General features: G+C 67.1%; 22 protein-coding genes. 15 read left to right on the top strand and 7 right to left on the bottom strand.

The genetic code is table 11. The features are described from left to right. The first annotated feature begins 5 nt into the window (after nucleotides 1–5). The 9 genes from ASF45_RS02855 to aspS all read left to right on the top strand — a co-directional run bounded on the left by ASF45_RS02855 (nucleotide 6) and on the right by aspS (nucleotide 8,913). On the top strand, nucleotides 6–419 hold the full coding sequence (locus ASF45_RS02855) for a gamma-butyrobetaine hydroxylase-like domain-containing protein (RefSeq protein ID WP_056656536.1): 414 nt from the start codon (nucleotides 6–8) through the stop codon (nucleotides 417–419). A 110-nt stretch (nucleotides 420–529) separates the two neighbouring features. Then, complete coding sequence (gene ubiE / locus ASF45_RS02860; RefSeq protein ID WP_056656539.1) at nucleotides 530–1,261, top strand: bifunctional demethylmenaquinone methyltransferase/2-methoxy-6-polyprenyl-1,4-benzoquinol methylase UbiE; 732 nt, start codon at nucleotides 530–532, stop codon at nucleotides 1,259–1,261. A 38-nt stretch (nucleotides 1,262–1,299) separates the two neighbouring features. Continuing rightward, nucleotides 1,300–2,307: a Tim44 domain-containing protein gene (locus tag ASF45_RS02865; protein WP_056656542.1), complete on the top strand. Its 1,008-nt coding sequence runs from the start codon at nucleotides 1,300–1,302 to the stop codon at nucleotides 2,305–2,307. A 48-nt stretch (nucleotides 2,308–2,355) separates the two neighbouring features. Next, nucleotides 2,356–2,901 (top strand): hypothetical protein, encoded by a 546-nt coding sequence (locus ASF45_RS02870; RefSeq protein WP_056656545.1) that lies wholly within the window; start codon nucleotides 2,356–2,358, stop codon nucleotides 2,899–2,901. A 34-nt stretch (nucleotides 2,902–2,935) separates the two neighbouring features. Further along, nucleotides 2,936–4,507: a ubiquinone biosynthesis regulatory protein kinase UbiB gene (gene ubiB / locus ASF45_RS02875; protein WP_056656548.1), complete on the top strand. Its 1,572-nt coding sequence runs from the start codon at nucleotides 2,936–2,938 to the stop codon at nucleotides 4,505–4,507. 27 nt (nucleotides 4,508–4,534) lie between these two features. After that, nucleotides 4,535–5,980, top strand: coding sequence for a sodium:solute symporter family protein (locus ASF45_RS02880; protein ID WP_056656551.1), 1,446 nt, complete (start codon nucleotides 4,535–4,537; stop codon nucleotides 5,978–5,980). Between the two features lie 67 nt (nucleotides 5,981–6,047). Beyond that, a complete protein-coding gene (locus ASF45_RS02885) occupies nucleotides 6,048–6,392 on the top strand; it encodes an FmdB family zinc ribbon protein (RefSeq protein ID WP_056656554.1) in 345 nt (114 codons plus the stop codon). Between the two features lie 10 nt (nucleotides 6,393–6,402). Continuing rightward, nucleotides 6,403–7,032 (top strand): DUF502 domain-containing protein, encoded by a 630-nt coding sequence (locus ASF45_RS02890; RefSeq protein ID WP_056656557.1) that lies wholly within the window; start codon nucleotides 6,403–6,405, stop codon nucleotides 7,030–7,032. A 78-nt stretch (nucleotides 7,033–7,110) separates the two neighbouring features. Beyond that, nucleotides 7,111–8,913, top strand: a complete 1,803-nt coding sequence (gene aspS, locus ASF45_RS02895) for an aspartate--tRNA ligase (protein ID WP_056656560.1) — start codon at nucleotides 7,111–7,113, stop codon at nucleotides 8,911–8,913. Nucleotides 8,914–8,931: 18 nt separating this feature from the next. Here aspS and ASF45_RS02900 read toward each other — a convergent pair whose 3' ends face one another. The 7 genes from ASF45_RS02900 to orn form a co-directional block, all read right to left on the bottom strand. After that, on the bottom strand, nucleotides 8,932–9,717 hold the full coding sequence (locus tag ASF45_RS02900; protein ID WP_056656563.1) for a S1C family serine protease: 786 nt from the start codon (nucleotides 9,715–9,717) through the stop codon (nucleotides 8,932–8,934). Further along, the gene (prsT, locus tag ASF45_RS02905; RefSeq protein WP_056656566.1) at nucleotides 9,717–12,488 is read right to left on the bottom strand and encodes an XrtA/PEP-CTERM system TPR-repeat protein PrsT; all 2,772 of its coding nucleotides are present in this window, start codon (nucleotides 12,486–12,488) and stop codon (nucleotides 9,717–9,719) included. The genes ASF45_RS02900 and prsT overlap by 1 nt, the downstream gene beginning before the upstream one ends. Before the next feature lie 39 nt (nucleotides 12,489–12,527). Continuing rightward, a complete protein-coding gene (gene prsR, locus ASF45_RS02910) occupies nucleotides 12,528–13,892 on the bottom strand; it encodes a PEP-CTERM-box response regulator transcription factor (RefSeq protein ID WP_056656569.1) in 1,365 nt (454 codons plus the stop codon). Next, nucleotides 13,889–16,000 carry an XrtA/PEP-CTERM system histidine kinase PrsK gene (prsK, locus tag ASF45_RS02915; protein WP_056656572.1) on the bottom strand — a complete coding sequence of 704 codons (2,112 nt, stop codon included), beginning with the start codon at nucleotides 15,998–16,000 and terminating at the stop codon, nucleotides 13,889–13,891. Before prsK ends, prsR begins: the two co-directional genes overlap by 4 nt. A 55-nt stretch (nucleotides 16,001–16,055) precedes the next feature. After that, nucleotides 16,056–17,432, bottom strand: a complete 1,377-nt coding sequence (locus tag ASF45_RS02920) for a TIGR03013 family XrtA/PEP-CTERM system glycosyltransferase (RefSeq protein ID WP_056656575.1) — start codon at nucleotides 17,430–17,432, stop codon at nucleotides 16,056–16,058. 279 nt (nucleotides 17,433–17,711) lie between these two features. Next, nucleotides 17,712–19,355 carry a DEAD/DEAH box helicase gene (locus ASF45_RS02925; RefSeq protein WP_056656577.1) on the bottom strand — a complete coding sequence of 548 codons (1,644 nt, stop codon included), beginning with the start codon at nucleotides 19,353–19,355 and terminating at the stop codon, nucleotides 17,712–17,714. 208 nt (nucleotides 19,356–19,563) lie between these two features. Further along, on the bottom strand, nucleotides 19,564–20,148 hold the full coding sequence (gene orn, locus ASF45_RS02930; RefSeq protein ID WP_056656580.1) for an oligoribonuclease: 585 nt from the start codon (nucleotides 20,146–20,148) through the stop codon (nucleotides 19,564–19,566). Between the two features lie 36 nt (nucleotides 20,149–20,184). Here orn and ASF45_RS02935 point away from each other — a divergent pair, with 36 nt between their 5' ends. The 6 genes from ASF45_RS02935 to fghA are packed head-to-tail and all read left to right on the top strand — an operon-like array spanning nucleotide 20,185 to nucleotide 25,011. After that, nucleotides 20,185–21,480 (top strand): M48 family metallopeptidase, encoded by a 1,296-nt coding sequence (locus tag ASF45_RS02935; RefSeq protein WP_200932095.1) that lies wholly within the window; start codon nucleotides 20,185–20,187, stop codon nucleotides 21,478–21,480. A 10-nt stretch (nucleotides 21,481–21,490) separates the two neighbouring features. Beyond that, on the top strand, nucleotides 21,491–21,826 hold the full coding sequence (locus ASF45_RS02940; protein ID WP_056656583.1) for a 4a-hydroxytetrahydrobiopterin dehydratase: 336 nt from the start codon (nucleotides 21,491–21,493) through the stop codon (nucleotides 21,824–21,826). 3 nt (nucleotides 21,827–21,829) lie between these two features. Beyond that, on the top strand, nucleotides 21,830–22,738 hold the full coding sequence (gene rsgA / locus ASF45_RS02945) for a ribosome small subunit-dependent GTPase A (RefSeq protein WP_056656586.1): 909 nt from the start codon (nucleotides 21,830–21,832) through the stop codon (nucleotides 22,736–22,738). A 33-nt stretch (nucleotides 22,739–22,771) separates the two neighbouring features. Next, nucleotides 22,772–23,047: a formaldehyde-responsive transcriptional repressor FrmR gene (gene frmR / locus ASF45_RS02950; RefSeq protein ID WP_056656589.1), complete on the top strand. Its 276-nt coding sequence runs from the start codon at nucleotides 22,772–22,774 to the stop codon at nucleotides 23,045–23,047. A gap of 21 nt (nucleotides 23,048–23,068) precedes the next feature. After that, nucleotides 23,069–24,178 (top strand): S-(hydroxymethyl)glutathione dehydrogenase/class III alcohol dehydrogenase, encoded by a 1,110-nt coding sequence (locus ASF45_RS02955; RefSeq protein WP_056656592.1) that lies wholly within the window; start codon nucleotides 23,069–23,071, stop codon nucleotides 24,176–24,178. Next, on the top strand, nucleotides 24,178–25,011 hold the full coding sequence (gene fghA, locus ASF45_RS02960) for an S-formylglutathione hydrolase (protein WP_056656593.1): 834 nt from the start codon (nucleotides 24,178–24,180) through the stop codon (nucleotides 25,009–25,011). The genes ASF45_RS02955 and fghA overlap by 1 nt, the downstream gene beginning before the upstream one ends. The last annotated feature ends 1 nt before the right edge of the window (nucleotide 25,012 follow it).

Raw genomic sequence — 25,012 nt, forward strand, 5'->3', positions numbered from 1 at the left:
TTTCCATGGCCGGCCTGACCCCCACCACCCCGCAGCCCGAAGAGATCACCGTGCACGGCCAGTCGCGCGTGCTGGAGATCGCGTTCTCCGACGGCGCGCGCTTTCGCATCCCGTTCGAGCTGATGCGCGTGTATTCACCCTCGGCCGAGGTCCAGGGCCACGGGCCTGGCCAGGAAGTGCTGCAGACCGGCAAGCGCGATGTCACGCTGCTGGGGCTGGAGCCTGTGGGCAACTACGCCGTGCAACCCGGCTTTTCGGACGGCCACAGCTCGGGCATCTTCACCTGGGAGTACCTGTACTTCCTGGGCAAGGAAGAGCAACAGCTGTGGACCGACTACCAGCGCCGCCTGGCCGAGGCCGGCGTCGACCGCGACGCACCGATGGCGCCGCCAGCGGGCCACGGCTGCGCCAGCCACTGACGCAGACGCGCGCCTGCGCGCCGCCACTGTGGCGCAAACCGCCACACAATCCCCGATCTGGTGCAGGGATGTGAGTCCCTGCACACCTCTTGTGTCCTAGGATTCGTCGCATGTCATCCACCCATTTCGGTTTCCAGTCCGTCGACGAGACGGAAAAGGCCAGCCGCGTGCGGGAGGTGTTCGATTCGGTCGCACCCAAGTACGACCTCATGAACGACCTCATGTCCGCCGGGCTGCACCGCGTCTGGAAGCGCTACACCACCTTGGTGGCCAATGTGCGCGAAGGCCAGCACGTGCTGGACATTGCCGCCGGCACCGGCGACCTCACGCGCAGCTTCGCCAGGAGCGCGGGCCGCAGCGGGCTGGTGGTGCACACCGACATCAACGAGGCCATGCTGCGCGCCGGCCGCGACCGCCTGCTCGACGAAGGCGTGGTGGTGCCGAGCATGGTCTGCGATGCCGAGGCCCTGCCCTTCGCCGACGAGAGCTTCGACCTCGTCAGCGTGGCCTTCGGCCTGCGCAACATGACGCACAAGGACAAGGCTCTGGCCGAGATGTGCCGCGTGCTCAAGCCACGTGGCAAGCTGCTCGTGCTGGAGTTCTCCAAGGTCGCCAAGCCGCTGGAAAAAGCCTACGACTGGTATTCCTTCAAGGTGCTGCCCCGAATCGGCAAGGTGGTGGCCGGCGACGACGCCAGCTACCGCTACCTCGCCGAATCGATCCGCATGCACCCCGACCAGCAGGCTCTCAAAGGCCTCATGCAGGCGCAGGGATTCGGTCACGTGGACTATCACAACATGACCGGTGGCATGGTGGCCCTGCACGTGGGCATCAAGTGCTGAACCATTTTTCTTGATTTGAAGACGACGAGGAGACCTCGATGAAATTCCTGACCGTGATTCTGGCCGGCGCGCTGCTGCTGACGCTGGGCACCGACGCCGACGCACAGCGCCGCATGGGCGGTGGCAAGTCCATCGGCAAGCAGTCCAGCAACGTGACGCAGCGCGAAGCCGCGCCGCAGGCCCCGGCCGCACCGGCACAGTCGGCCAACAACGCCGTGCCGAGCAAGGCCGCGGCCGCCCCCAATGCCGCCGCCGCACAACCCAAGCGTCCCTGGGGCGCGATGCTCGGCGGCCTGGCCGCCGGCCTGGGCCTGGCCTGGCTGGCGTCGTCGCTGGGCCTGGGTGAGGCCTTCGGCCAGTTCCTGCTGATCGCGCTGCTGGTGCTGGTGGCCATGGTGGTCATCGGGGCCGTGATGCGGGCACGCCGTGGCGCGCAACCCCAGCAGGCCAACCGCAGCCCGTTCGCCTTCCAGGGCGCTGGCGGCGGGTCCCCGCAGGAGCCGCAGATGCCACGCAGCTACCGGCCCGAGAACGTCGGCAACGATGCCTCCGCGCGCCCCTTCGAGCGCAATGCCACGGCCTTCGATGCAGGCCCCGCCGGCGTCGGCAACTCGGGCATCGTGATCGGCTCAGGGCTGTCGGGCGCGCAGACCTGGGGCGTCCCGGGCGACTTCGACACCGATGGTTTCCTGACCGCCGCCAAGCGCAACTTCGTGACGCTGCAATCGGCCTGGGACCGCGCCGACATCTCCTCGCTGCGCGCCATGATGACCGACGCCATGCTGGGCGAGATCCAGGCCCAGCTCAAGGAGCGTGAAGCCCACACCGGCGGCCAGTCCAACACCACCGAAGTCGTGATGCTGGACGCCAAGCTGCTGGGCATCGAGGACACCGGCGAGGACTACATGGCCAGCGTGGAGTTCTCCGGCATGATCCGCGAGGAGCCCTCGGCCGGCCCGAGCCCGTTCCGCGAAGTCTGGAACATGACCAAGCCCAAGAGCGGCCATGCCGGCTGGCTGGTGGCCGGTGTCCAGGCACTGCAATAAAGCCGATGCGCCGCGGAATGCGGCGCAAACGCGGAAATAATCGGGGACATGGCCACATCGTCCCCTTTTTCTTTTCTGGGCACCCTGCTCGAACGTGCCGGCAGCGCGCTGCAGCCGCCCGCCTGGGCCGTGGAGGAGTTCCACCGGCGCCTGGTGCTGCTGCTGAACCACGTGCTGATGCAGGAGGAGCAGGCCATGGAACGCCTGCTGCGCCACCAGGGCCGCGCCGTGCGCTTCCAGTGGCGCCACTTCACGCTGCTCCTCAAGGCCACGCCGGCCGGCTTGCTGGACCTGGCGGACGCGCTGACGCCAGCCGACCTGACGTTGACCGTGACCGAGGAATCCCCGGCTGCGCTGGCGCAGACGCTGCTGCGCGGCGACAAGCCCGGCATCCGCATCGAAGGCGATGTGCAGCTGGCCGCCGATGTGAACTGGCTCATCGAGCATGTGCGCTGGGACCTTGAGGAAGACCTGTCACGCCTGATCGGCGACGCACCGGCCCACACGCTGGGCCAGATCGGCCGGGCCGCGTCCGCGGCCCTCAAGAAGTTCGCAGCCCTCGCCAGCGGCGCGCGCGGCAAGAACCCGGCATGAGCGTCGACATGACGGCCAGCGGGAAGGCCGCACCGTGAGGCAGCTCGCCCGCGGCGCCTACATCTCCTGGATCGCGCTGCGTTACGGCCTGGATGAGCTGGTGCTCTCCAGCTTCCGCCAGCCCTGGCTGCGCGGGCTCACACGCGTGCTGTCGGTCGGGCGCGACCTCAGCGCGCCGCGTGGCCAGCGCCTGCGCGAGGCCCTGGAAAAGCTGGGCCCGCTGTTCGTGAAGTTCGGCCAGGTGCTGTCCACCCGGCGCGACCTGCTGCCGCCCGACATCGCCGACGAGCTCGCGCGGCTGCAGGACCGCGTGCCGCCCTTCCCCTCCGAGATCGCGGTGGAGACCATCGAGCGCGCCTTCCGCAAGCCGCTCGACGAGATCTTCATCCAGTTCGATCGCACGCCGATCGCCAGCGCCTCCATCGCGCAGGTGCACTTTGCCGTGCTGAGCACGCGCAAGGGCGAGCAGCGCGAGGTGGCCGTCAAGGTGCTGCGCCCCGGCATGCTGGCCACCATCGAGAACGACCTGGCGCTCATGCGCATGCTGGCCGGCTGGGTGCAGCGTGCCTCCAACGAGGCCAGGCGGCTCAAGCCGCTGGAGGTGGTGGGCGAGTTCGACAAGTACCTGCACGATGAGCTGGACCTGCTGCGCGAAGCCTCCAGCGCAGCCCAGCTGCGCCGCAACATGGCCGACCTGGACCTGGTGCTGATCCCCGAGATGTTCTGGGACTATTGCGCGCCGGACGTGATCGTCATGGAGCGCATGAACGGCGTACCGATCGGCCAGACCGCGCGCCTGCGCGAGGCCGGTGTGGACATGCACCGGCTGGCGCGCGACGGCGTGACCATCTTCTTCACGCAGGTGTTCCGCGACGGCTTCTTCCACGCCGACATGCACCCCGGCAACATCCAGGTCAGCCTGGAGCCAGCCACCTTCGGGCGCTACATCTCGCTGGACTTCGGCATCGTCGGCACGCTGACGGAGTTCGACAAGGAGTACCTGGCGCAGAACTTCACGGCCTTCTTCCGGCGCGACTACAAGCGCGTGGCCGAGCTGCACATCGAATCGGGCTGGGTGCCTGCCAACACGCGCGTGGACGAGCTGGAGGCCGCCATCCGCGCGGTCTGCGAGCCCTACTTCGACCGCCCGCTCAAGGAAATCTCGCTGGGCATGGTACTGATGCGGCTGTTCCAGACCTCGCGCCGCTTCCATGTGGAGATCCAGCCCCAGCTGGTGCTGCTGCAAAAGACGCTGCTCAACATCGAGGGCCTGGGCCGTGAGCTCGACCCCGACCTGGACCTCTGGGCCACCGCCAAGCCCTTCCTGGAGAAGTGGATGATGCAGCAGATCGGCCCGCAGGCCCTGCTGCGCCAGCTGCGCGACGAGGCCCCGCGCTACGCCAAGCTGCTGCCCGAGATGCCGCGCCTGCTGGTGGACTACCTGCGCCGCGGCGGCGCGTCCGTGCAGCACGAACGCCAGCTGCAGCAGTTGCTGGCCGAGCAGCGCCGCACCAACCGGCTGCTGCAGGCCATCATCTACGGCGGCATCGGTTTCGCCTTGGGTCTGCTGGCCATGCAGCTGTGGGTGCGCGTGCAGCTGTTCTAAACAACGAATGATGGGAGAACTGGGATCGTGCTGCTGACACTGGTGTTCGTCTACCTGCTCGCCACCGTTGGCGTCGGCCTGTGGGCCGCGCGCAGGGTGAAAACCACGGCCGACTTCGCGGTCGCCGGCAAGAACCTGCCGCTGATCATGATCGTGACGACCACGTTCGCGACCTGGTTTGGTTCGGAAACCGTGATGGGCATCCCGGCCAAGTTCGTCCAGGGCGGCTTGAATGGCGTGGTGGAAGACCCGTTCGGCGCCGGCTTCTGCCTGATCCTGGTCGGTGTGTTCTTCGCCGCCAAGCTGTACAAGATGGATCTGCTGACCATCAGCGACTACTACCGCGAGCGCTACGGCCGCGTGGTCGAGGTCGGCTGCTCGCTGATCATCATGCTGAGCTACCTGGGCTGGGTCTCGGCCCAGGTCACGGCGCTGGGCCTGGTGTTCCACCTGCTGTCGGGCGGCGCCATCAGCGTGGCCATGGGCATGGTCATCGGCGTGGTGTCCATCCTGGCCTACACGCTGTTCGGCGGCATGTGGTCGGTGGCCGTGACCGACTTCATCCAGATGATCATCCTGGTGGCCGGGCTGGCCATCCTCGCGGTCTTCGCCGGCCAGATGGCCGGCGGCGCCGACAAGGTGATCGACTTCGCCGTGAGCCGCGACCTGTTCAAGTTCTGGCCCGAGCCCAGCCTGCACGACATGCTGTTCTTCTTCGCCGCGGCCATCACCATGATGCTGGGCTCGATCCCGCAGCAGGACGTGTTCCAGCGCGTGATGTCGGCCAACAGCGTCTCGGCCGCCACCAAGGGCCCGGTGATCGGCGGCACTATGTACATCCTGTTCGCCTTCGTGCCCATGTTCCTGGTGGCCAGCGCGCTGATCATCATGCCCGAGCAGACCCAGGCCCTGCTGGCCGACGACCCGCAGAAGATCCTGCCCACGCTGGTCATGGAGAAGATGCCCTTCGCGATGCAGGTGCTGTTCTTCGGCGCGCTGCTGTCGGCCATCAAGTCCACCGCCTCGGCCACGCTGCTGGCGCCCTCGGTCACCTTCACCGAGAACATCTGGCGCCAGTTCGTGCCGCGCACCAGCGACCGCCAGGAACTGCTGACCATGCGCATCACGGTGTTGGTGTTCAGCGCCTGCGTGCTGGCCTACTCCATCGCGATGGAAGGCACGTCGATCTACGAACTCGTGTCGGGCGCCTACCAGGTGCCCCTGGTCGGCGCCTTCGTGCCGCTGGTGTTCGGCCTGTACTGGAAGCGCGCCAGCACCCAGGGCGCCATTGCGGCCGTGATCGCCGGCATTGGCACCTGGCTGGCGGTCATGTACACGCCCTGGGCCGAGGTGTTCCCGGCGCAGCTGGCCGGCGTGCTCGCGTCCATGGCCGGCATGCTGCTCGGCTCGTTGGCGCCGCAGTGGATCGCCAACCGGCACGCCAGCCACCACCCGCTGGTGCGCAGCACCTGAGGGGCGCAGCAGGCGGGGGCGCAGCCTATAATCGAGGGTTTTTTTGAGCCCTCAGTCCGCCCACGCCATGCCTATCTACGCCTACCGTTGCGAGTCCTGCGGCCATGCCAAGGATGTTCTGCAGAAGATCTCCGACGCACCGCTGACCCAATGCCCGCAGTGCGGCGCCGATGCGTTCCGCAAGCAGGTGACGGCGGCGGGCTTTCAGCTCAAGGGCTCGGGCTGGTACGTGACCGACTTCCGCAACAACGGCAGCGCGCCCGCCAGCGCCCCGGCGGCCAAGCCCGGCGAGAGCGCGCCCGCACCTGCGCCCGCCAGCGACGCGGCGGCCAGCCCCGCGCCAGCACCTGCCCCGGCCGCAGCGCCCGCCGTCAGCCCCGCCCCGCCCACGTCGTCGACCGGCGGCACCTGAGCGCCCACCGATGAACGCCTTGCGCAAATGGCTGGCCACAGGCCTGCTCGTCGTGGTGCCCGCGGTGATCACCGCCTGGGTGCTCGAGTGGGTCATCAGCGCGCTCGACCAGACGCTGCTGATCCTGCCGTCCGCATGGCATCCGGACCGCCTGCTGGGCTTTCACGTGCCCGGCTTCGGCGTGTTGCTGGCGCTGGCGATCCTGCTGTCGGTCGGCGCCGTGGCCAGCAACTTCCTGGGCCGCAAGCTGGTCGACTGGTGGAACAACCTGCTGCACCGCATTCCGATCGTGCGTTCGATCTACTCGGGTGTGAAGCAGGTGTCGGACACGGTGTTCTCCGAGAACGGCAACGCCTTTCGCACCGCGGTGCTGGTGCAGTGGCCGCACGCCGGCATGTGGACCATCGCCTTCGTGACCGGCACGCCGCGCGGCGACACGGCCAACCACCTGCCGCCGCAGGACTACCTGAGCGTCTACGTGCCGACCACGCCGAACCCGACCGGCGGCTACTTCGTGCTGGTCAAGGCCAGCGATTGCGTCGAGTTGCGCATGAGCGTCGATGAGGCGCTCAAGTACATTGTTTCGATGGGTGTGGTGGCGCCGGGGATGCCGCCCAACCCGAATCCGACCTTGCGCTGAGCCTGCGGGGCCGGCGCTTTCTCCTTCACCGGCGCCGGCACAGGCGCCAAGACCTCCGAGCTGGATATGGAATCTCAAATGCGTACCACCTACTGCGGCCTCGTCAGCGAAGCGCTGATGGGCCAGACCGTGACCCTGTGCGGCTGGGTCAACCGTCGCCGCGACCACGGCGGCGTGATCTTCGTGGACCTGCGCGACCGCGAGGGCTATGTGCAGGTGGTGTGCGACCCGGACCGCCCCGAGATGTTCAAGGCCGCCGAAAGCCTGCGCAACGAGTTCTGCATCCAGATCAAGGGCCTGGTGCGCGCCCGGCCGGCTGGCACGACCAACGACACGATCCAGAGCGGCAAGATCGAAATCCTGTGCCAGGAACTGACGGTGTTGAACCCCTCCGTCACGCCGCCGTTCCAGCTCGACGACGAGAACCTCAGCGAGACCACGCGCCTCACGCACCGCGTGCTGGACCTGCGCCGCCCCTACATGCAGAAGAACCTCATGCTGCGCTACCGCGTGGCCATGGAGGTGCGCAAGTTCCTGGACGCCCAGGGCTTCATCGACATCGAGACGCCCATGCTGGGCAAGTCCACGCCCGAAGGCGCGCGCGACTACCTGGTGCCCAGCCGCGTACACGACGGCCACTTCTTCGCGCTGCCCCAGTCGCCCCAGCTGTTCAAGCAATTGCTGATGGTGGCGGGCTACGACCGTTACTACCAGATCACCAAGTGCTTCCGCGACGAGGACCTGCGCGCCGACCGCCAGCCCGAGTTCACGCAGATCGACATCGAGACCTCGTTCCTCACGGAAGAGGACATCCGCGCCATGTTCCAGGACATGATCGTGACGGTGTTCAAGAACACGCTGGGCGTGGACCTGGGCGAGTTCCCGGTCATGACCTACCAGGAAGCGGCGCGCCGCTTCGGCTCGGACAAGCCGGACCTGCGCGTGAAGCTGGAGTTCACCGAACTGACCGACGTGATGGGCGACGTGGACTTCAAGGTCTTCTCGGCCGCGGCCAACGCCAAGGGCGGCCGCGTGGTCGCGCTGCGCGTGCCGGGCGGCGCCAGGGAAGGCAGCGGCCTGTCGCGCGGCGAGATCGACGGCTATACCGAGTTCGTCAAGATCTACGGCGCCAAGGGCCTGGCCTACATCAAGGTCAACGAGCTGGCGAAGGGCCGCGACGGTCTGCAGTCGCCCATCGTGAAGAACATCCACGACAAGGCCCTGCAGGAGGTGCTGACCCGCACCGGCGCGCAGGACGGTGACCTGCTGTTCTTCGGTGCCGACAAGGAGAAGATCGTCAACGACGCGATCGGTGCGCTGCGCATCAAGATCGGCCACAGCGAGTTCGGCAAGAAGAGCGGCCTGTTCGAGAGCCGCTGGGCCCCGCTGTGGGTGGTGGACTTCCCGATGTTCGAGTTCGACGAGGAAGCCCAGCGCTACACCGCCGTGCACCACCCCTTCACGGCCCCCAAGGACGGGCACGAGGACTGGATGGTCAGCGCGCCCGAGAAGTGCATTTCCAAGGGCTACGACATGGTGCTCAACGGCTGGGAAATGGGTGGCGGCTCGGTCCGTATCCACCGCGCCGACGTGCAGCAGAAGGTCTTCGACGCGCTCAAGATCAGCGCCGAGGAGGCCCAGCAGAAGTTCGGCTTCCTGCTGGACGCGCTGCAGTACGGCGCGCCCCCGCACGGCGGCCTGGCCTTCGGCCTGGACCGCATCGTCACGCTGATGACGGGTGCCGAGTCGATCCGCGACGTGATCGCCTTCCCCAAGACGCAACGCGCCCAGGACCTGCTGACCCAGGCTCCCGCCCCTGTCGACGAGAAGCAGCTGCGCGAACTGCACATCCGTCTGCGCAACTCCGCCGCTGCCACCTGAGGCAGCGCCCCGCCAGGGTCAGCGCGGCTGGCCCTGGTGGCGCTGCAGCAGCGGCACGATGAAGTTGGCCGGAATCGCGTAGGTGATGCCGGATGGCTGCGAGAGCGCGCTTTCGCGCGTGCCGCGTACGTAGACCATGTTGATCACGGCGACGACGGCGCCGCTCGCGGGATCGAACACCGGCCCGCCGCTGTTGCCCGGATAGGCGGTGCCGTCGAGCTGGAAGATGTCGAAGCTGCCGTCGCGCGCACTGCGGATGGAGCGTGCCGAGAGGCGCTGGTCATTCGCTGCCGGCAGCACGATGGGCGTGATCGACGACACCATGCCGCGGTGCGTCACCGGCGAGAAGCCCAGTGCGCCACCGATCGGAAAGCCGGTGTAGGCGATGGTCTGGCCCTCCTTCACCGCATCGGAGTCGGCCAGCGCCAAGGCCGGCGCCGGCTCACCGGAGAAGCGCAGCAGGGCCAGGTCACGCAGCCGGTCGATCTCCAGCACGGTGACCGTGCGCATCTGCAGTTCGCGGCCCTGGCGCACCTGCACCACCAGATCGGACCCATCGGAGGGCTCGCCCGACGTGGGCAGCACATGGGCATTGGTGATCGCCAGGTTGCCGTCGCCCACCACGAAACCCGTTCCGCGCAGGTTGAAGCGCGGACTGTTGGTGGCTTTGTAGGTCCCCACGATCAGGATCGAGGGCTTGGTCCTCTCGATCAATTCGACGAACTGCGCCCACGCGGGCGCAGCGGCCAGACACCAGGCTGCGGCCCCGCAGCCCGCGAGCCAGCGGCGGCGCGTGCTGGCCATCAGAGCGTGGCGCGCAGCTTCTCGACCTCGGCCTGACCGGCGAACTTGTCGCCCTGCTTGGCGAGTTCATCCAGCAGTTGGCGCGCCTCGGTCTTCTGCCCGGCCTTGGCGTAGATCTTGGCCATGTTGAGCTTGAACAGCAGGTTGTTGGCCTGCAGGCCCATTGCCTTGGTCTGCAGCTCGATGGCCTTCTTGTAGTCCTGCTTGTCCGCCAGCAGCATCGCCAGCGTGTCGATGAAGGCCGGCTGGTCGGGCGCCAGTTCGTTGGCCTTCTCCGCATACGCGATGGCGTTGTCGCGCTTGAGTTCGGAAGACACCCAGGCCAGGTTGTTGTAGGCCACGGCGTTGCTGGGCTGCGCCTTGATCACGTCCTTGTACAGCTTTTCGGCATCGGCCAGCCGCTTGTCGGACATCGCCGTCTCGGCCAGGAACATGGGCACCACCATGTCCTTGGGCTGGCTCTGGCGCCAGGAATTGGCCTGGCGCTCGGCATCGGCGTTGCGGCCAGTGCTGCGCAGGTTGCTCAGCACGCGCACCATCAGCTCCGGCGCGGGAGCGATCTTGAGCCCGGCCTGGTAGGCCGTCAGCGCATTGGCGGGATCCTTGCCGGCCATCCGCGCGTCGCCTTCCAGCAGGAAGCCGATGGGCTCGGTGGGACGCTGCTTCTGAACCGTGCGCGCGAGCGCGACGGCGTCGGCCATGCGCCCTTGCTCGTTGCGCAAGGCGATGATCCGTCGCTGCGCCTCGATGAGGTTGGGCTGCAGGTCGAGCGCCTTGCGCAGCGTCTGCTCGGCCGCCACCGCGTCCTTGGTCACCATCTGGGCATCGGCCAGGCGCACCAGCGGCACCGTGGACTGGGGCTGCAGCGCCACGACGCGCGCCAGCGTCGTGAGGCCCTGGTTCGTGTCGCCGGCCGCCATCTGGGCGCGGCCCGCCGCATCGAGCATGGCTGCGTTGTCCGGCAGCGCGGCCACGCCGGCCTGGGCCACGGAGACCGCCTGCTTCATGTCCTGCTGCCGCAGCAGGTGGTCCACCAGCATCACACGTGGCGCCACCTCGGTCGGATCCGCCTGCACCGCGCGCGCCAGCAGGTCTCCGATCTGCTTGGTGTGGTCGCCCGGCTGCCGGGCATAGGCCTCGGCCAGCGCCAGCATGGCGCGCGAGTTCTTGGGCTCGCGCGCCAGCAGGTCTTCGAAGCGCTTGCGCGCCTGCTCGGGCTTCTTGTCGGCCAGGTCCAGCACGGCGAGGCCGGCCACGGAAGGGAAGAAGTTGGGGTTGATCGCCAGCGATGCCTCGTAGCTCTTGCGCGCGCCCGCCAGATCGTTCTTGGCCATCAGCACGCCGGCGCGTAGCTGCCCGGTCAGCGGGACGTTAGGGGTCTTCTTCTCCAGCCGGTCGATCGCGGCCAGTGCCTTGTCGAGCTCGTTGCGGCGCACCAGGGTGCTGATCAGCGCCATGTCGGCGGACGTGCCCTGGTCCGTGGCCGCGATGTCCTGCAGTTGCTCCAGGCCGGCTTCCAGCTTGCCGCTGGCCATCTGCGTCATGGCCAGCGCCGTGCGTTTGCGGCCGTCGCTCGGATCGAGCTTGCTGGCCCGCGCGAAATACTCCTCGGCCTTGCGGGCGTCGCCGCTCATCAGCTGGATTTCGCCCGCCAGCGACAGCAGCGTTGCATCGTTGGTGCTGTCATTGACCACGGGCGCCAGCGTGGCCTGCGCCTTGGCGGCCTGGCCGGAGCGCAGGTAGGTCATGGCCAGCCAGCGGCGCGCCATCTCCAGGGAGCCATCGCCTTGCACGGCCTTGGCGAGGTACTCCTCGGCCGTGACCAGCGCATTGCGTTGCAGGTCGATGCCGCCGGCGAGTTCCAGCGCCCGGGCATTGGTGGGGACAACCCGCAGCAGATCCTGCGCCAGCTGCCGGGCCTTGGGAAAGTCCTTCTTCGCATAGGCCAGCTGCGCATCCAGGTAGATGGCCTCGGGATGCTTGGGCGCCAGCTTGCGCAGGGCGGCCATCTCCTTCTCGGCGTCGTCCAGCTTGGCCTGCCGGGTCAGCATGCCCACCAGACCAAAATAGCCACGCACATCGCCGGGCTGGGCTTCGATGGACTTGCGGTAGGACGCCGCAGCCTCGTCAGGCACCCGCAGCACATACTGCTGGATGTCACCCTTGATGCGCCAGGCATCCGCGTTCTTGGCGTTGCGCTGCAACACACCGTCCAGCACCGCGATCGCCCCCTCCGTGTCGCGTGCGGCCAGCTTGCTGCGGGCCTGCAACAGCAGCGCGCCCTGATTCTGCGGATCGGCGGCCAGCGCCTTCTCCAGTGCCTGCGCGGACGCGGCCTGGTTGCGCTCGGCCGAATAGGCGCTCGCCAGCGCGGTCTGCAGCTCCGAGATGGCGTCGGGAGACGAGAGCTGCGTATTGGCGAAATCCTCGATCACCTTCTTGTTCTTGCCCTGCATCAGCAGCGCCTGCGCCAGCTTGGGCAGGACCTGGTCGGGCGGTTGCTTGAGATCGCGCGCCTTGCTCAGCTCGATTTCCGCGGCCGACGCATCACCACTGGCCAGCAGCGCCAGACCGAGCAGGCGGCGGGCCTCACCCGAATCGGGCTGCTTCTGCAGCACGTTCTTGATCTGGATGGTGGCCGCCTTGTAGTCGTTCTTGGCCATGTAGTCCTTGGCGGAGGACAGCAAGGCCTCGGGACTGTCGCCGCAGCCCGCAAGCAGCAGGGCCGCTGCAACGGCGATCGTGGCGAAGGAGGTTTTGTGGTGCGGCATGGGACGGCTCTCTGAGGTGTCTTGACGGGGGCGGCAGGCTTACTTCAAGCCCAGGCGGTGCATGAGGTCGTACAGCGTGGGCCGGCTGACACCCAGGAGCTCCGCGGCCTTGACGATGTTGCCGTTGACTCGGCCCAGCGCCGCGATGATGGCGGTGCGCTCGGCGGCATCGCGCACGGCGCGCAGGTCCAGCGCAGGATCCAGGCCATCCGGCGCATCTGGTGCGGCCAAGCCGATGTCCTCGCGCACGATCTGGTTGCCATCGGCCATGATGACGGCGCGCTTGATGCAATTTTCGAGTTCGCGGATGTTGCCGGGCCAGGCATGTGCCTCGATGGCCCGGATGGCCTCCTCGCCAAGGCTCACCGTGCCGCGGTTCTGCTCCTGCGCGAAGCGGCGCACGAAGGCATGGGCCAGCAGCGCGGCGTCGCCGACACGGGCGCGCAGCGGCGGTATGTTGACCACGATCTCCGCGAGCCGGTAGTACAGATCTTCGCGAAAGCGGCTTTCCTTGCTCAGCGCCTTGAGGTCCTGGTGGGTGGCGCAGACGATGCGCACATCGACAGGAATCTCCTGGCGTCCACCCACGCGCTCGATCGTCCTCTCCTGCAGGAAGCGCAGCAGCTTGGCCTGCAGGCTGAACGGCAGGTCGCCGATCTCGTCGAGCATCAACGTGCCGCCATTGGCGGTCTCGATCTTGCCGACCGTGGTCTTGGCCGCTCCGGTGAAGGCGCCCTTCTCGTAGCCGAAAAGTTCGCTTTCGAGCAGGTTCTCGGGAATCGCGGCGCAATTGATGGCGACGAACTTGCCGTTGCGACGGGGCGACGCCTGGTGCACGCCCCTGGCCAGGACCTCCTTGCCGGTGCCGCTCTCACCGAGCAGCATGACGGTCGCCGTGCTGTTGGCCACCTTCTCGATGGTACGGCAGATGCGCAGCATCTCCGGGTCGCGCGTGATCAGGCCACCGAGCGCATCGGGCTGCTGCATGGAGCGCAGCCGGCGGTTCTCCTTCTGCAGCTCGAACAGGCGAAAAGCCCGATCCACCGTCAGGTTCAGCACGTCCGGATCGAACGGCTTGGGCATGAAGTCGTAGGCGCCCATGGCCACGGCGCGCAAGGCATTGGCCTGGTCGTTCTGACCCGTCAGGACGATGACCTTGGTGTCGGGCTCGACAGCCAGGATCTGCTCGAGCAGCTTGAAGCCCTCGCTGACCGAGTCCGCGTCCGGCGGTAGCCCCAGGTCCATGGTGACGACCGCCGGCGTGTGGCGGCGCATCTGCACCAGCGCGGATTCACGGTCCAGCGCCGTCACCGACTCGAAGCGGTCCAGCGACCACTTGATCTGTTTTTGCAGCGCCGGGTCGTCTTCGACGATCAACAGCGCGCGCATTTTTTCCGAGCTCATGCGTTCTCCAAGGGCTGCAGGACGGATGTCGAATGGGCGTCGAACAGCGGCAACAGCATCTTGATCACCGTTCCGCGGCCAAGTTCGCTGTGCACCCGGATTTTCCCGCCCAACTCCTGCACATATTGATAACTCTCGTAGGCGCCGATGCCCATGCCCGCCTGCTTCGTGGTCTGGAAGGGCTTGAAGAGGCGCTCGCGAACGAACTCCTCGGACATGCCGCGCCCGGTATCCCCGACCTCGACCAGCGCCATCCCGGCCTCACGGCCAAGCCGAAGCCAGACGCGGCCCGGGGGGTCCGTGGCATCGAAGGCGTTCTGAACCATGTGGCCGATGATGCGTTCCAGCCGCTCATCCTGGCCCCGCGCCACCGGCTCGTCGTCCAGGTCAAGCTCCAGTTGCCGGCCGCGGCCATCGGCCACGCGGGCAATGCGCTGGGCAATGCCGGCCAGGGCGACGCCGTGCACGGTACCGGTCGGCTTGGCACCCTCGCGCAATTGAAGCATCAGCTGTCGCATCTTGTCCAAGGAATTTTCAACAGTCATGAGCATGTCCTGCTGAAACTCCGGGTTGCCCTGCAAGCGCTTGGCGTTCTTCATCATCAAAGACAGCTGGGTCACGATGTTCTTGAGGTCGTGCACCACGAAGGCCGACATCTTGTTGAAGGCATCGAACTTGCGCACTTCCAGCAAGGCTTCGGTGGCCTGCATCTGGGCCAGGAAGCTGGCGGCCTGCCGGCCTGCCGTCTTCAGCAGGTCATTGACTTCCCAGTTGACGTCCACATCGGCACGCGCGCTGGCCAGCACGACAAAGCCCGTCAGTTCCTCGCCCACGGTCAGCGGCACGATGAGCCAGGCCTGCCGCACCTCGTGCAGCCAGACCGGCAGCGCCAGATCGCCATAGCGCTGCGGGAACGAGCGGTACTCCTGCAGGTTGATGACCCAGCCGCTTTGCAGCAGGAAGCGGCAGAACGCGGAGTCAGCCTCCTCCTTGTCCTTGGACGCAGGCATGTTCCAGGTTGACGCGCAGCGCAGCGAGTCTTCGCCCGGACTGCGCAGCCACAGCAAGCCGGCTGGACTTTCCAGCATGTCGGCCAGCCCGCGGATCACGCGCTGGCCCACAGCCAGCGGCGAGCGGTCGTTCGACAGGGTTTGCGTGAAGCGCAGCCACTCCTCACGGTAGTCGTAGCGGTAGCGAAAGAAGTGCTTGCCCAGCGTGACGCGCAGACGCGAGCGCACGGTGCCCGACATCAGCAGCACCATCATGCCCACCGAAGCCACGGACACGAGCGCCAATTGCAGCGCCCGGCCCCAGTCGCCGCCGAAGTAGCGCACGTAGTAGCCGACGGCGGAGATGAAGATCAGGTAGGCACCGGCCAACACCAGCGTGGCCGAATGGAAGATGGCCGTGCGCGAGACGCGCACCTTGCCGACCCAATCGCTGCGCCCGCTCATCGACAACCACATGAGTGGCACCAACAACGCGTGCAACAGGCCACGTACGCTCATCGCGTCCAGGTCCGGCCGGTTGAACAAAACTGCCTGAGAGAACACGTACAGGTCGAACAGGAAGGTGCCTGCCAGACCCAGGCACAGGGGCTTGAGGCTCCAGCGCACGTCATCGGCCAGGTTGCGATACACCTGCTCCAGCAAGAACAGCGCGAAGACCGGCAGAGCCATCGCGTTCAGCAACTGCCATTGGCCCACCGCGGCCGCTGCGTTGCTGTCCAGCAGATTGCTCACCCGCACCACCACCGTGCCGCCGATCAACAGCGCCGCGACCACGCCTGCCCAGCCGAAGCGTTGGACCAGCCAACCAGGGCGCTCGGGCCGCCACAGCAGCAGCAGGAACCCGATCCAGCATGCGTAGCGCAGGCAATCGGCAAGCAGGCTGAGGTCGACCAGCCAGGAGGACGCGCTCAGCAAGGCAGCCAGCACAAGAAAGGCCCACACCGTCGAGGCGATGACCGCCCCGAACAGCAGTCCAGGAGAAACCTCGCGCGCCGACCACAGGGCGCGCTGCCGTGCCAGCGCCACGGCGAATGCGGTGAAGGCCAGCCCGGTGAAGGCATACCCCCAGACGCTCAGCAGGATGTTGGGACTGTCCATGCGCCTCCCTACTCCGGGCGCGGGCAGTTCTGCGCCACACCAGGCGCCGGCATGCTCAGCGCGCGCCCTTGGCCATCAACACCACCCCGACGGTCTCGAACAGGATCACGAGATCCAGGAACAAGGAGTGGTTTTTGACATAGTACAGGTCGTACTGCAGCTTCTCCGCCGAGTCTTCCAGCGAGGCGCCGTAGTGGTAGCGCACCTGGGCCCAGCCGGTCACGCCCGGCTTGACGCTCTGGCGCACGGCATAGTAGGGAATCTCGCGGGTCAATTGGTCGACGAAGAACGGCCGTTCGGGGCGGGGCCCCACCAGGCTCATGTCGCCATTCAGGACGGAGAACAGCTGCGGCAACTCGTCGATGCGCACCTTGCGGATGAAGCCCCCCACGCGCGTCACGCGGCTGTCCTTCGCGGCGGCGAACTGCGGCCCATCCTTTTCCGCGTCGGTGCGCATGCTGCGGAACTTGACGACGTTGAACAGCCGGCCGTTGAAACCGACGCGCTCCTGGCGGTAGAACACCGGGCCGCGGCTTTCCAGCTTGATGATGAGCGCAGTGACCAGCATCACGGGCGCAGTGATGCCGATCAAGAGCAGCGCGCAGGCGATGTCGAAGATGCGCTTGACCACCGTGCGCAGCCCGCCCTGGCTGAAACCATCGCCAAAGACCAACCAGCCGGCCGACACCGAATCGAGCCGGATCTGGCCCTTGGTCTTCTCGAAATGCGTGGCCATGTCGGTCACCCGCACGCCGTGCAGCTTGCAGTCCAGCAGTTCGCGCAAGGGCATGCTGCCGCCACGGCGTTCGACCAGCGCCACGACGATCTCGTCGACCTCGAGCTCCAGCGCCGTGTCGGTCAGCGACTTGTTCTTGGAGAGGATGCCCCAGGCCGAGACCTCGGCCTCGGATTCGTTGGGACTGGCGTAGTAACCCACCACGTCGACATGCGGGTCGTCCTTCTTGAGCGCCCGGCCCACCAACGCGGCACGGGGACCGGTACCGAACACCAGCACGCGGTGCCGCAGAGCAGACTGCGCGCCGGAATGGGCTGCATCGACGCGGTGCGCCAGCACCACCAGCAGGCCGACCATGGCGGCCAGGGCCAGCGACTGGCGCCCCTCGATGCCCAAGGGCACCGAGCCGAAAACAGCATAGGTCACGGGCACCGCCAGCAGCAGCGCCAGCGCCGCGCGCGCGCGCGATTGGTTCAGCGAACGACCGTGTACACGCTGGTAAAAACCCATGCTGCCATTGATGACCAGCATGCCAGTGGCAAGTAGCGCGGTGTAGCCCAGCACCGGCACCATGGTTGGCCACTCCGCGCGGCGCCACAGCAATTCGGCGAACACCGCGGCCAGGATCAGCACGAAATCGAGAACCACCTGCAACACCGTACGCCGATGCAGGTAGTGGTTGAACAACTTGATCATGCGCCGCGACCCTCGGCCCAAGCGCCAGATGCAATCAGGGAGCAGCCCCCCTTTGTGTTGTTACGTCGAAGTCGAATCATCCGATGCCGTTCCCGGTAAAAGACAGAGCCCGCCAACCGCAACTGTACGTGCCAACAGATGCAGGGCAGCCCCGATCCAGCCACGGGCGCCACGATCGCTCCTCCATTTGAGCGAAATCTGCGCAAAAACCCACAAATCTCCGGACGATTGTAGAAGGCCTGCATGGCATCACACGCGGCCTGCCTCGTCCGCGTCGGCCTAGCGCGACGCTTTGTGCGGACGCCTCTTGGCGTCGAAGGGCACGAACACCTTGCCGCCGCCAGCAGGGCGCGCGCCGCCTGCGCGGGCGCCGTCAGCACGCGGCGCAGGCCGCGCCTGGCTGCCGAAACCGCCGTGGTCACCGCCTTGCCAGGCGCCGAACCCGGCGCGGTCGTGTTGACCGCCGCGTGGCCCGCCAAAACCCCGGTTGCGCGGCTCGCCGCCACGCGGAGCACCGCGGCCAAAGGCCGGCTTGCGCGGCTCGGGCAAGCGCTCGCGCGGTTCCATGCCGGGAATGACCTCGGCATTGAACGGCTGGCGCGTGAAGTGCTCGATGTCCTGGATGCGGCGGCGGTCGCGGAACTCGGCAAAGGTCACGGCCAGGCCGTCACGCCCTGCGCGGCCGGTGCGGCCGATGCGGTGCGTGTAGTCCTCTGCCTTCATCGGCAGACCGAAATTGAACACGTGCGTGATGGCGGGCACGTCGATGCCGCGTGCCGCCACATCGGTGGCCACCAGGATCTGCACCTGGCCCTGGCGCAATGCCATCAGGCGGCGGTTGCGCAGTCCCTGGCTCAGAGCGCCATGCAATGCCACGGCCGAAAAGCCGGCCTGCTGCAGATCGTTGGCCAAGCCGTCGCACTCGATCTGAGTGCTGGCGAACACGATGGCTTGCTCGATGCTGGCGTCGCGCAGCCAGTGGTCCAGCAGCGCGCGCTTGTGCTGCGCGTTGTCGGCCCAGAACAGCACCTGACGGATGTTCTGATGCTTCTCATGCGGCGTGGCGATCTGGATGCGCTTGGGCTCGCGCATCACGCGCAGGGCCAGTTGCTGGATGCGCGGCGCGAAGGTGGCGCTGAACATCATGGTCTGCTGGCGCTGGGCTGTCAGGCCATGGATGTCGGCCAGATCGTCGGCGAAGCCCAGGTCGAGCATGCGGTCGGCTTCATCGACGACCAGGAAGCGCACCTTGTCCAGCTTCAGTTGCATGGAGCGCTGCAAATCCAGCAGGCGGCCTGGCGTGGCCACGACCAGGTTGGCGTTCTGCAGCTTGGCGAGTTGCAGCGCGTAGGGCATGCCACCCACGACGTTGGCGACGCGCAGACCGCGGCAATGCTTGACCAGCTCGATCGCGTCATGTGCGACCTGCTGCGCCAGTTCGCGCGTGGGGCACAGCACCAGTGCACCCGGCTCGGCCGGCTTGAAGTGGCGCGGATTGGTCGGATCCTTGCGGCGCGCCTTCTTCGGAGCGGGTTCGCCACGCGCAATGGCTTCGGCCGCCAGGCGTTCGCGCTCGGCACGCTCGGCGGCCTCGTTGGCTTCCTGCTGGCGGATCAGCGTGTGCAGCACGGGCAGCAGGAAGGCTGCCGTCTTGCCACTGCCGGTCTGGCTGGAGACCATCAGGTCGTTGAAGCCTGAGATATCGCCCATGGCCATGGGCACGGCCTGCTGTTGCACGGCCGTGGGCTGGGTGAAGCCCAGGTCGGCGACGGCGCGCAGCAGCGGCTCTGCCAGGCCCAGGGCGGCAAAGGCCGAGACATCGGCAGGCGCAGCCTCGCCAACGGGGGAAACAGCGCTGTCGACGAAAGCGTTGTCGTGGGCGGCCATGGGCAAAGCTGCCCGGTCTTCAAAAGAGTCGGTCATGGATTTCTCACACGTGCAATGCCCCGCGCTGCTTGGCGGTGCAAAGCTCGTCATCGGTGGAACAAACATCCACCTTCAAACGAAACAACGCTGCGCGTTGGCGGCCCATTGCGGATTCGAGAATCCAGAGCCAAGAGTGTGAGGGGAGATGCAAAGGAACGAAGAAGTCGCACGACTTCTCCGCAGCCCGCCATTATGACATGCGTCGTCAATCCATGCGCAAAAAGTGCGTGCGGTAATGCACCAATTCGTCGATGGACTCGTGCACGTCGGCCAGCGCCGTGTGCTTTTGCGCCTTCTTGAAGCTGCTGTAGACCGCTGGCTTCCAGCGCTTGGCCAGCTCCTTGAGCGTGCTCACATCCAGGTTGCGGTAGTGGAAGAACGCTTCCAGCTTGGGCATGTACTTGACCAGGAAGCGCCGGTCCTGCCCGATGCTGTTGCCACACATGGGCACCACGTTCTTCGGCACGTAGCGCGCGAGGAAAGCCAGCAGTTCCGCCTCGGCCTGGGCTTCGGTCACGGTGGATGCCCGCACCTTGTCGATCAGGCCGCTGCGGCCGTGCGTGCCCTTGTTCCAGGCATCCATCTTGTCCAACTGCTCATCCGACTGGTGGATCACCAACACCGGACCTTCCACGCGCGGCTGCAGATCCGGGCCCGTCACCACCACGGCGATCTCGATCAGGCGCTCGACCTCGGGATCCAGACCGGTCATCTCGCAGTCCAGCCAGACCAGGTTCTTGTCGGATTTTCCCAGCGGGACGGGGGTGGAAATGGTGTTCGTCGGGTCCATGCGGTCATTCTCGCCGATGGCCTACACTGGCGGGCTATGCCCCCCGATCTGTCCGCTGCGGACCTTTTCACCGCGGCATTCGCCGTGGCCCTCGTGCTTGGCCTGCTGGTCAAGTTCTGGCTGGCCAGCCGTCAGATCCGCCATGTGGCGCGGCACCGCGACGCAGTGCCCGCCGCGTTCGCCGGCACCATCACGCCCGAGGCGCACCGCAAGGCCGCCGACTACACCATCGCCAAGGCCCGCTTCGGCCTGCTGGAGATGGCATTCGGCGCGGCCGTGCTGCTGGGCTGGACCTTGCTGGGCGGCCTGAACCTGCTGAACGAGCTGCTGCTGCGCGCGCTGGGCCCCGGCATGCTGCAGCAGCTGGCGCTACTGGCCGCCTTCGCGCTGATCGGCGGCCTGCTGGAGCTGCCGTTCTCGCTGCACCAAACCTTCGGCATCGAGCAACGCTTCGGCTTCAACAAGATGACAGGCCGGCTCTGGCTGGCCGACCTGCTCAAGTCGACGCTGGTCGGCGCGCTGATCGGCCTGCCGATTGCAGCGCTGATCCTGTGGCTCATGGACACGGCCGGCCAGCACTGGTGGCTGTGGGCCTGGGCGGCCTGGATGGGCTTCAACCTCGTGCTGCTGATGGTCTACCCGACCTTCATCGCGCCGCTCTTCAACCAATTCAAGCCGCTCGAGGACGAGAGCCTCAAGGCCAGCGTCACCGCGCTCATGCAGCGCTGCGGCTTTGCAGCCAAGGGCTTGTACGTGATGGACGGCAGCCGCCGAAGCGCGCACGGGAACGCCTACTTCACGGGGTTCGGCGCGGCCAAGCGCGTGGTCTTCTACGACACGCTGCTGGCCCGGCTGTCGCAGCGCCAGGTCGATGCCGTGCTCGCGCACGAACTCGGCCACTTCAAGCACAGGCACATCGTGCAGCGCATCGGCGCGATGTTCGCACTGAGCCTGGCCGGCTTCGCGCTGCTGGGCTGGCTGTCCAGCCAGACCTGGTTCTACACCGGCCTGGGCGTGCATCCCTTCTTGGCCCTGCTGCCCGACGGCAGCCCCCCCCCCAACGATGCGCTGGCGCTGCTGCTGTTCATGCTGGCCATGCCGGTGTTCAGCTTCTTCGTGGCGCCGCTGTCGGCCCAGCTGTCGCGCCACCATGAGTTCCAGGCCGACGCCTTCGCCGTGGCACAGACCAGCGGCGCCGACCTGTCGGCCGCGCTGCTCAAGCTGTACGAAGACAACGCCAGCACGCTGACGCCCGACCCCGTGTTCGTGAAGTTCTACTACTCCCACCCACCAGCCTCGGAACGGCTGGCCCGACTGCAGCCCGCCGCCTGAGGAGCACCACATGAACACCTTGCCAAAGAAGGACTGGGCCACGACGCCGCGCCGCGCGCTCAAGCCCACGGACGTCGTGACCCGGCTGGCCCAACTCCAAGGCTGGACGCTGCGCGGCGACGGCGAGAACGTGGCGATCGAGAAGACCTACCGCTTCGCCAACTACCACGAGACCATGGCCTTCGTGAACGCCGTGGCTTTCGTCGCCCACGTACAGGACCACCACCCCGAATTGCTGGTGCGCTACGACCATTGCGTGGTGGCACTGAACACGCATGACGTGCACGGCATTTCCGAAACCGATTTCGACTGCGCGACGCGCTTCGATGCACTGCTGCAAGGCTGAAGCTTGAGCGCACTGCCCACCGGTCTGGTCGTCGCCGCACATGGCCGGCACTGCCTGGTCGAGGCCGACGACGGCAGCCGGCGCATCTGCCATCCGCGCGGCAAGAAGAGCCAGGCCGTGGTCGGCGACCGTGTGCGCTGGCTGGCGCCGCCACCCGGCCAGGGCGAGGAAGGCAGCATCGAGGCCGTCGAGCCACGCCGCAACCTGTTGTACCGGCAGGACGAGATCCGCACCAAGTCCTTCGCGGCCAACATCGACCAGGTGCTGGTGCTGATCGCAGCCGAACCCGAGCCCTCGGAACACCAGCTCGCGCGCGTGCTGATCGCGGCCGAGGCCGAGCACATCACGCCGCTGGTCGTTCTCAACAAGCGCGACCTGCCCGAACCCTTCGCGCGCGCCTGGCAGCGTCTGGCGCCCTACCGTGCCATAGGCTACGCCGTGCACACGGCCAGCCTGCGCGCCGAGGGAGCCGCTGAACTCGCGCCGCTGCTGCAGGGCAAGGCCACGCTGGTGCTGGGGCCCTCGGGCGCTGGCAAGAGCACGCTGATCAACCAGCTCGTGCCTGGCGCCGCCGTGCTGACGCAGGAGATCTCGTATGCGCTCAAATCGGGCAAGCACACCACGACCAGCACCACCTGGTACTGGACCGACGCGACGCGCAGCACGGCCGTGATCGACTCGCCGGGCTTCCAGGAGTTCGGCCTGCACCAGATCGCGCCGCGCCAGCTCGCCACGCTGATGCCCGACATCGCCGCGCATGCGGACCAGTGCCGCTTCTACAACTGCACGCATCTGCACGAACCCGGCTGCGCCGTGCTGGCCGCCGTGGGCGAGGACGGCCCCATCGCGCCGCGCCGCCATGCCATCTACGCCGACCTGTTCGACGAGTTGAGCCAGCCACCGCGCTACTAGCACCAATACTCCCCTGGGGTATAGTGCGCCACCATGCCGCACTCACCCGCCGCGAAGAAGAAGGCCCTGCTGCGCGTGCGCCGCATCCGTGGCCAGGCCGATGCACTCGAGCGCGCGCTCGAAGCGGGCGCCGACTGCGGCCCCGTGCTGCAGCAGCTGGCCGCCATCCGCGGCGCTGTCAACGGCCTCATGGCCGAGGTGCTGGAATCGCACATCCGCGAAGAGTTCGGCACGCCCGACGCGGGCGACGACCGCCATGCCCAGCGCGTGCAGGACATGACCACCCTGGTCCGCACCTACCTCCGCTAACCCCCTTCCTGGAGAACCATCATGAAATCCCGCGCCGCCGTCGCCTTCAAGGCCGGAGAACCGCTGCAGATCGTCGAGATCGACGTCGCCCCGCCGAAAAAGGGCGAGGTGCTGGTCAGGATCACCCACACCGGCGTCTGCCACACCGACGCGTTCACACTGTCGGGCGACGATCCTGAAGGCCTGTTCCCCGCCGTGCTGGGCCACGAAGGCACGGGCATCGTGGTCGAAGTCGGCGAAGGCGTCACCAGCGTGCAGCCCGGCGACCACGTGATCCCGCTGTACACGGCCGAATGCGGCGAATGCCTGTTCTGCAAGAGCGGCAAGACCAACCTGTGCGTGTCCGTGCGCGCAACGCAGGGCAAGGGCGTGATGCCCGACGGGACTACGCGTTTCTCGTACAACGGCGAGCCGCTCTACCACTACATGGGCTGCTCTACCTTCAGCGAGTACACCGTCGTTGCCGAGGTCTCGCTGGCCAAGATCAATCCGCAAGCCAACCCCGAGCAGGTCTGCCTGCTGGGATGCGGTGTGACGACCGGCCTGGGCGCGGTCTGGAACACGGCCAAGGTGCAGGAGGGCGATACGGTCGCCGTGTTCGGCCTGGGTGGCATCGGCCTGGCCGTGGTGCAAGGCGCGAAGAAGGCCAAGGCCGGCCGCATCATCGCCATCGACACCAATCCCTCCAAGTTCGACCTGGCCAGGACCTTCGGCGCGACCGACTGCGTGAACCCCAAGGATTTCGACAAGCCCATCCAGCAGGTCATCGTCGAGATGACCGGCTGGGGCGTGGACCACTCCTTCGAGTGCATCGGCAACACCCACGTGATGCGCGCGGCACTCGAATGCGCGCACCGCGGCTGGGGCCAGTCGGTCATCATCGGCGTGGCCGGCGCGGGCCAGGAGATCTCCACGCGGCCGTTCCAGCTGGTCACGGGCCGCAAGTGGCTGGGCACGGCCTTCGGCGGCGTCAAAGGCCGCAGCCAATTGCCGGGCATGGTCGAGGACGCGATGAAGGGTGAGATCCAGTTGGCGCCCTTCGTCACGCACACCATGCCGCTCACCGGCATCAACGAAGCCTTCGACCTCATGCACGAAGGCAAGTCGATCCGCTCGGTGGTGCACTACTGATGGAGCGCGTCGAGAGCCATGCCAGCTTCGGCGGCCGACAGGAGGTCTGGAGGCATGCCTCCACCAGCACCGGCACCGAGATGCGCTTTGGCATCTACCTGCCCGCGCAGGCCCTGGCCGGCGAGAAATGCCCGGTGCTGTACTGGCTCTCGGGCCTGACCTGCACCGAACAGAACTTCATCACCAAGGCCGGCGCGCAGGAGCATGCCGCACGGCACGGCCTCATCGTCGTCGCGCCCGACACCAGCCCGCGCGGCGAGGCCGTGGCCAATGACCCGGCCTACGATCTCGGCCAGGGCGCGGGCTTCTACGTCAACGCCACGCAGGCGCCCTGGGCACCGCACTTCCGCATGCAGGACTATGTGGCGCAGGAACTGCCGGCGCTGGTCGAGCAGCATTTCCCGGCCAGCGCGGCGCGCAGCATCTCCGGCCATTCCATGGGCGGCCACGGCGCGCTGGTCACGGCGCTGCGCCACCCTGGCCGCTACAGAAGCGTGTCGGCCTTCTCACCCATCGTCGCACCATCGCAGGTGCCCTGGGGCCAGAAGGCGCTCACGGCCTACCTGGGCGCGGACCGCGCCAGCTGGGCCGCCTGGGATGCGGTCGAACTGGTCAAGGGCGCCAGCGAACGGCTGCCGTTGCTCATCGACCAGGGCGATGCCGACGAGTTCCTGGCCGGCCAGCTGCAACCCCACTTACTGCAGGCCGCCTGCCATGCGGCCGGTCACCCGCTCACGCTGCGGCTGCAGCCAGGCTACGACCACAGCTACTACTTCATCGCGAGCTTTTTGGGCGAGCACTTCGCCCACCACGCGCAGGCGCTGCGCGGCTGAA

This window comes from Pseudorhodoferax sp. Leaf265 (assembly GCF_001422365.1).
GTDB lineage: Bacteria > Pseudomonadota > Gammaproteobacteria > Burkholderiales > Burkholderiaceae_C > Pseudorhodoferax.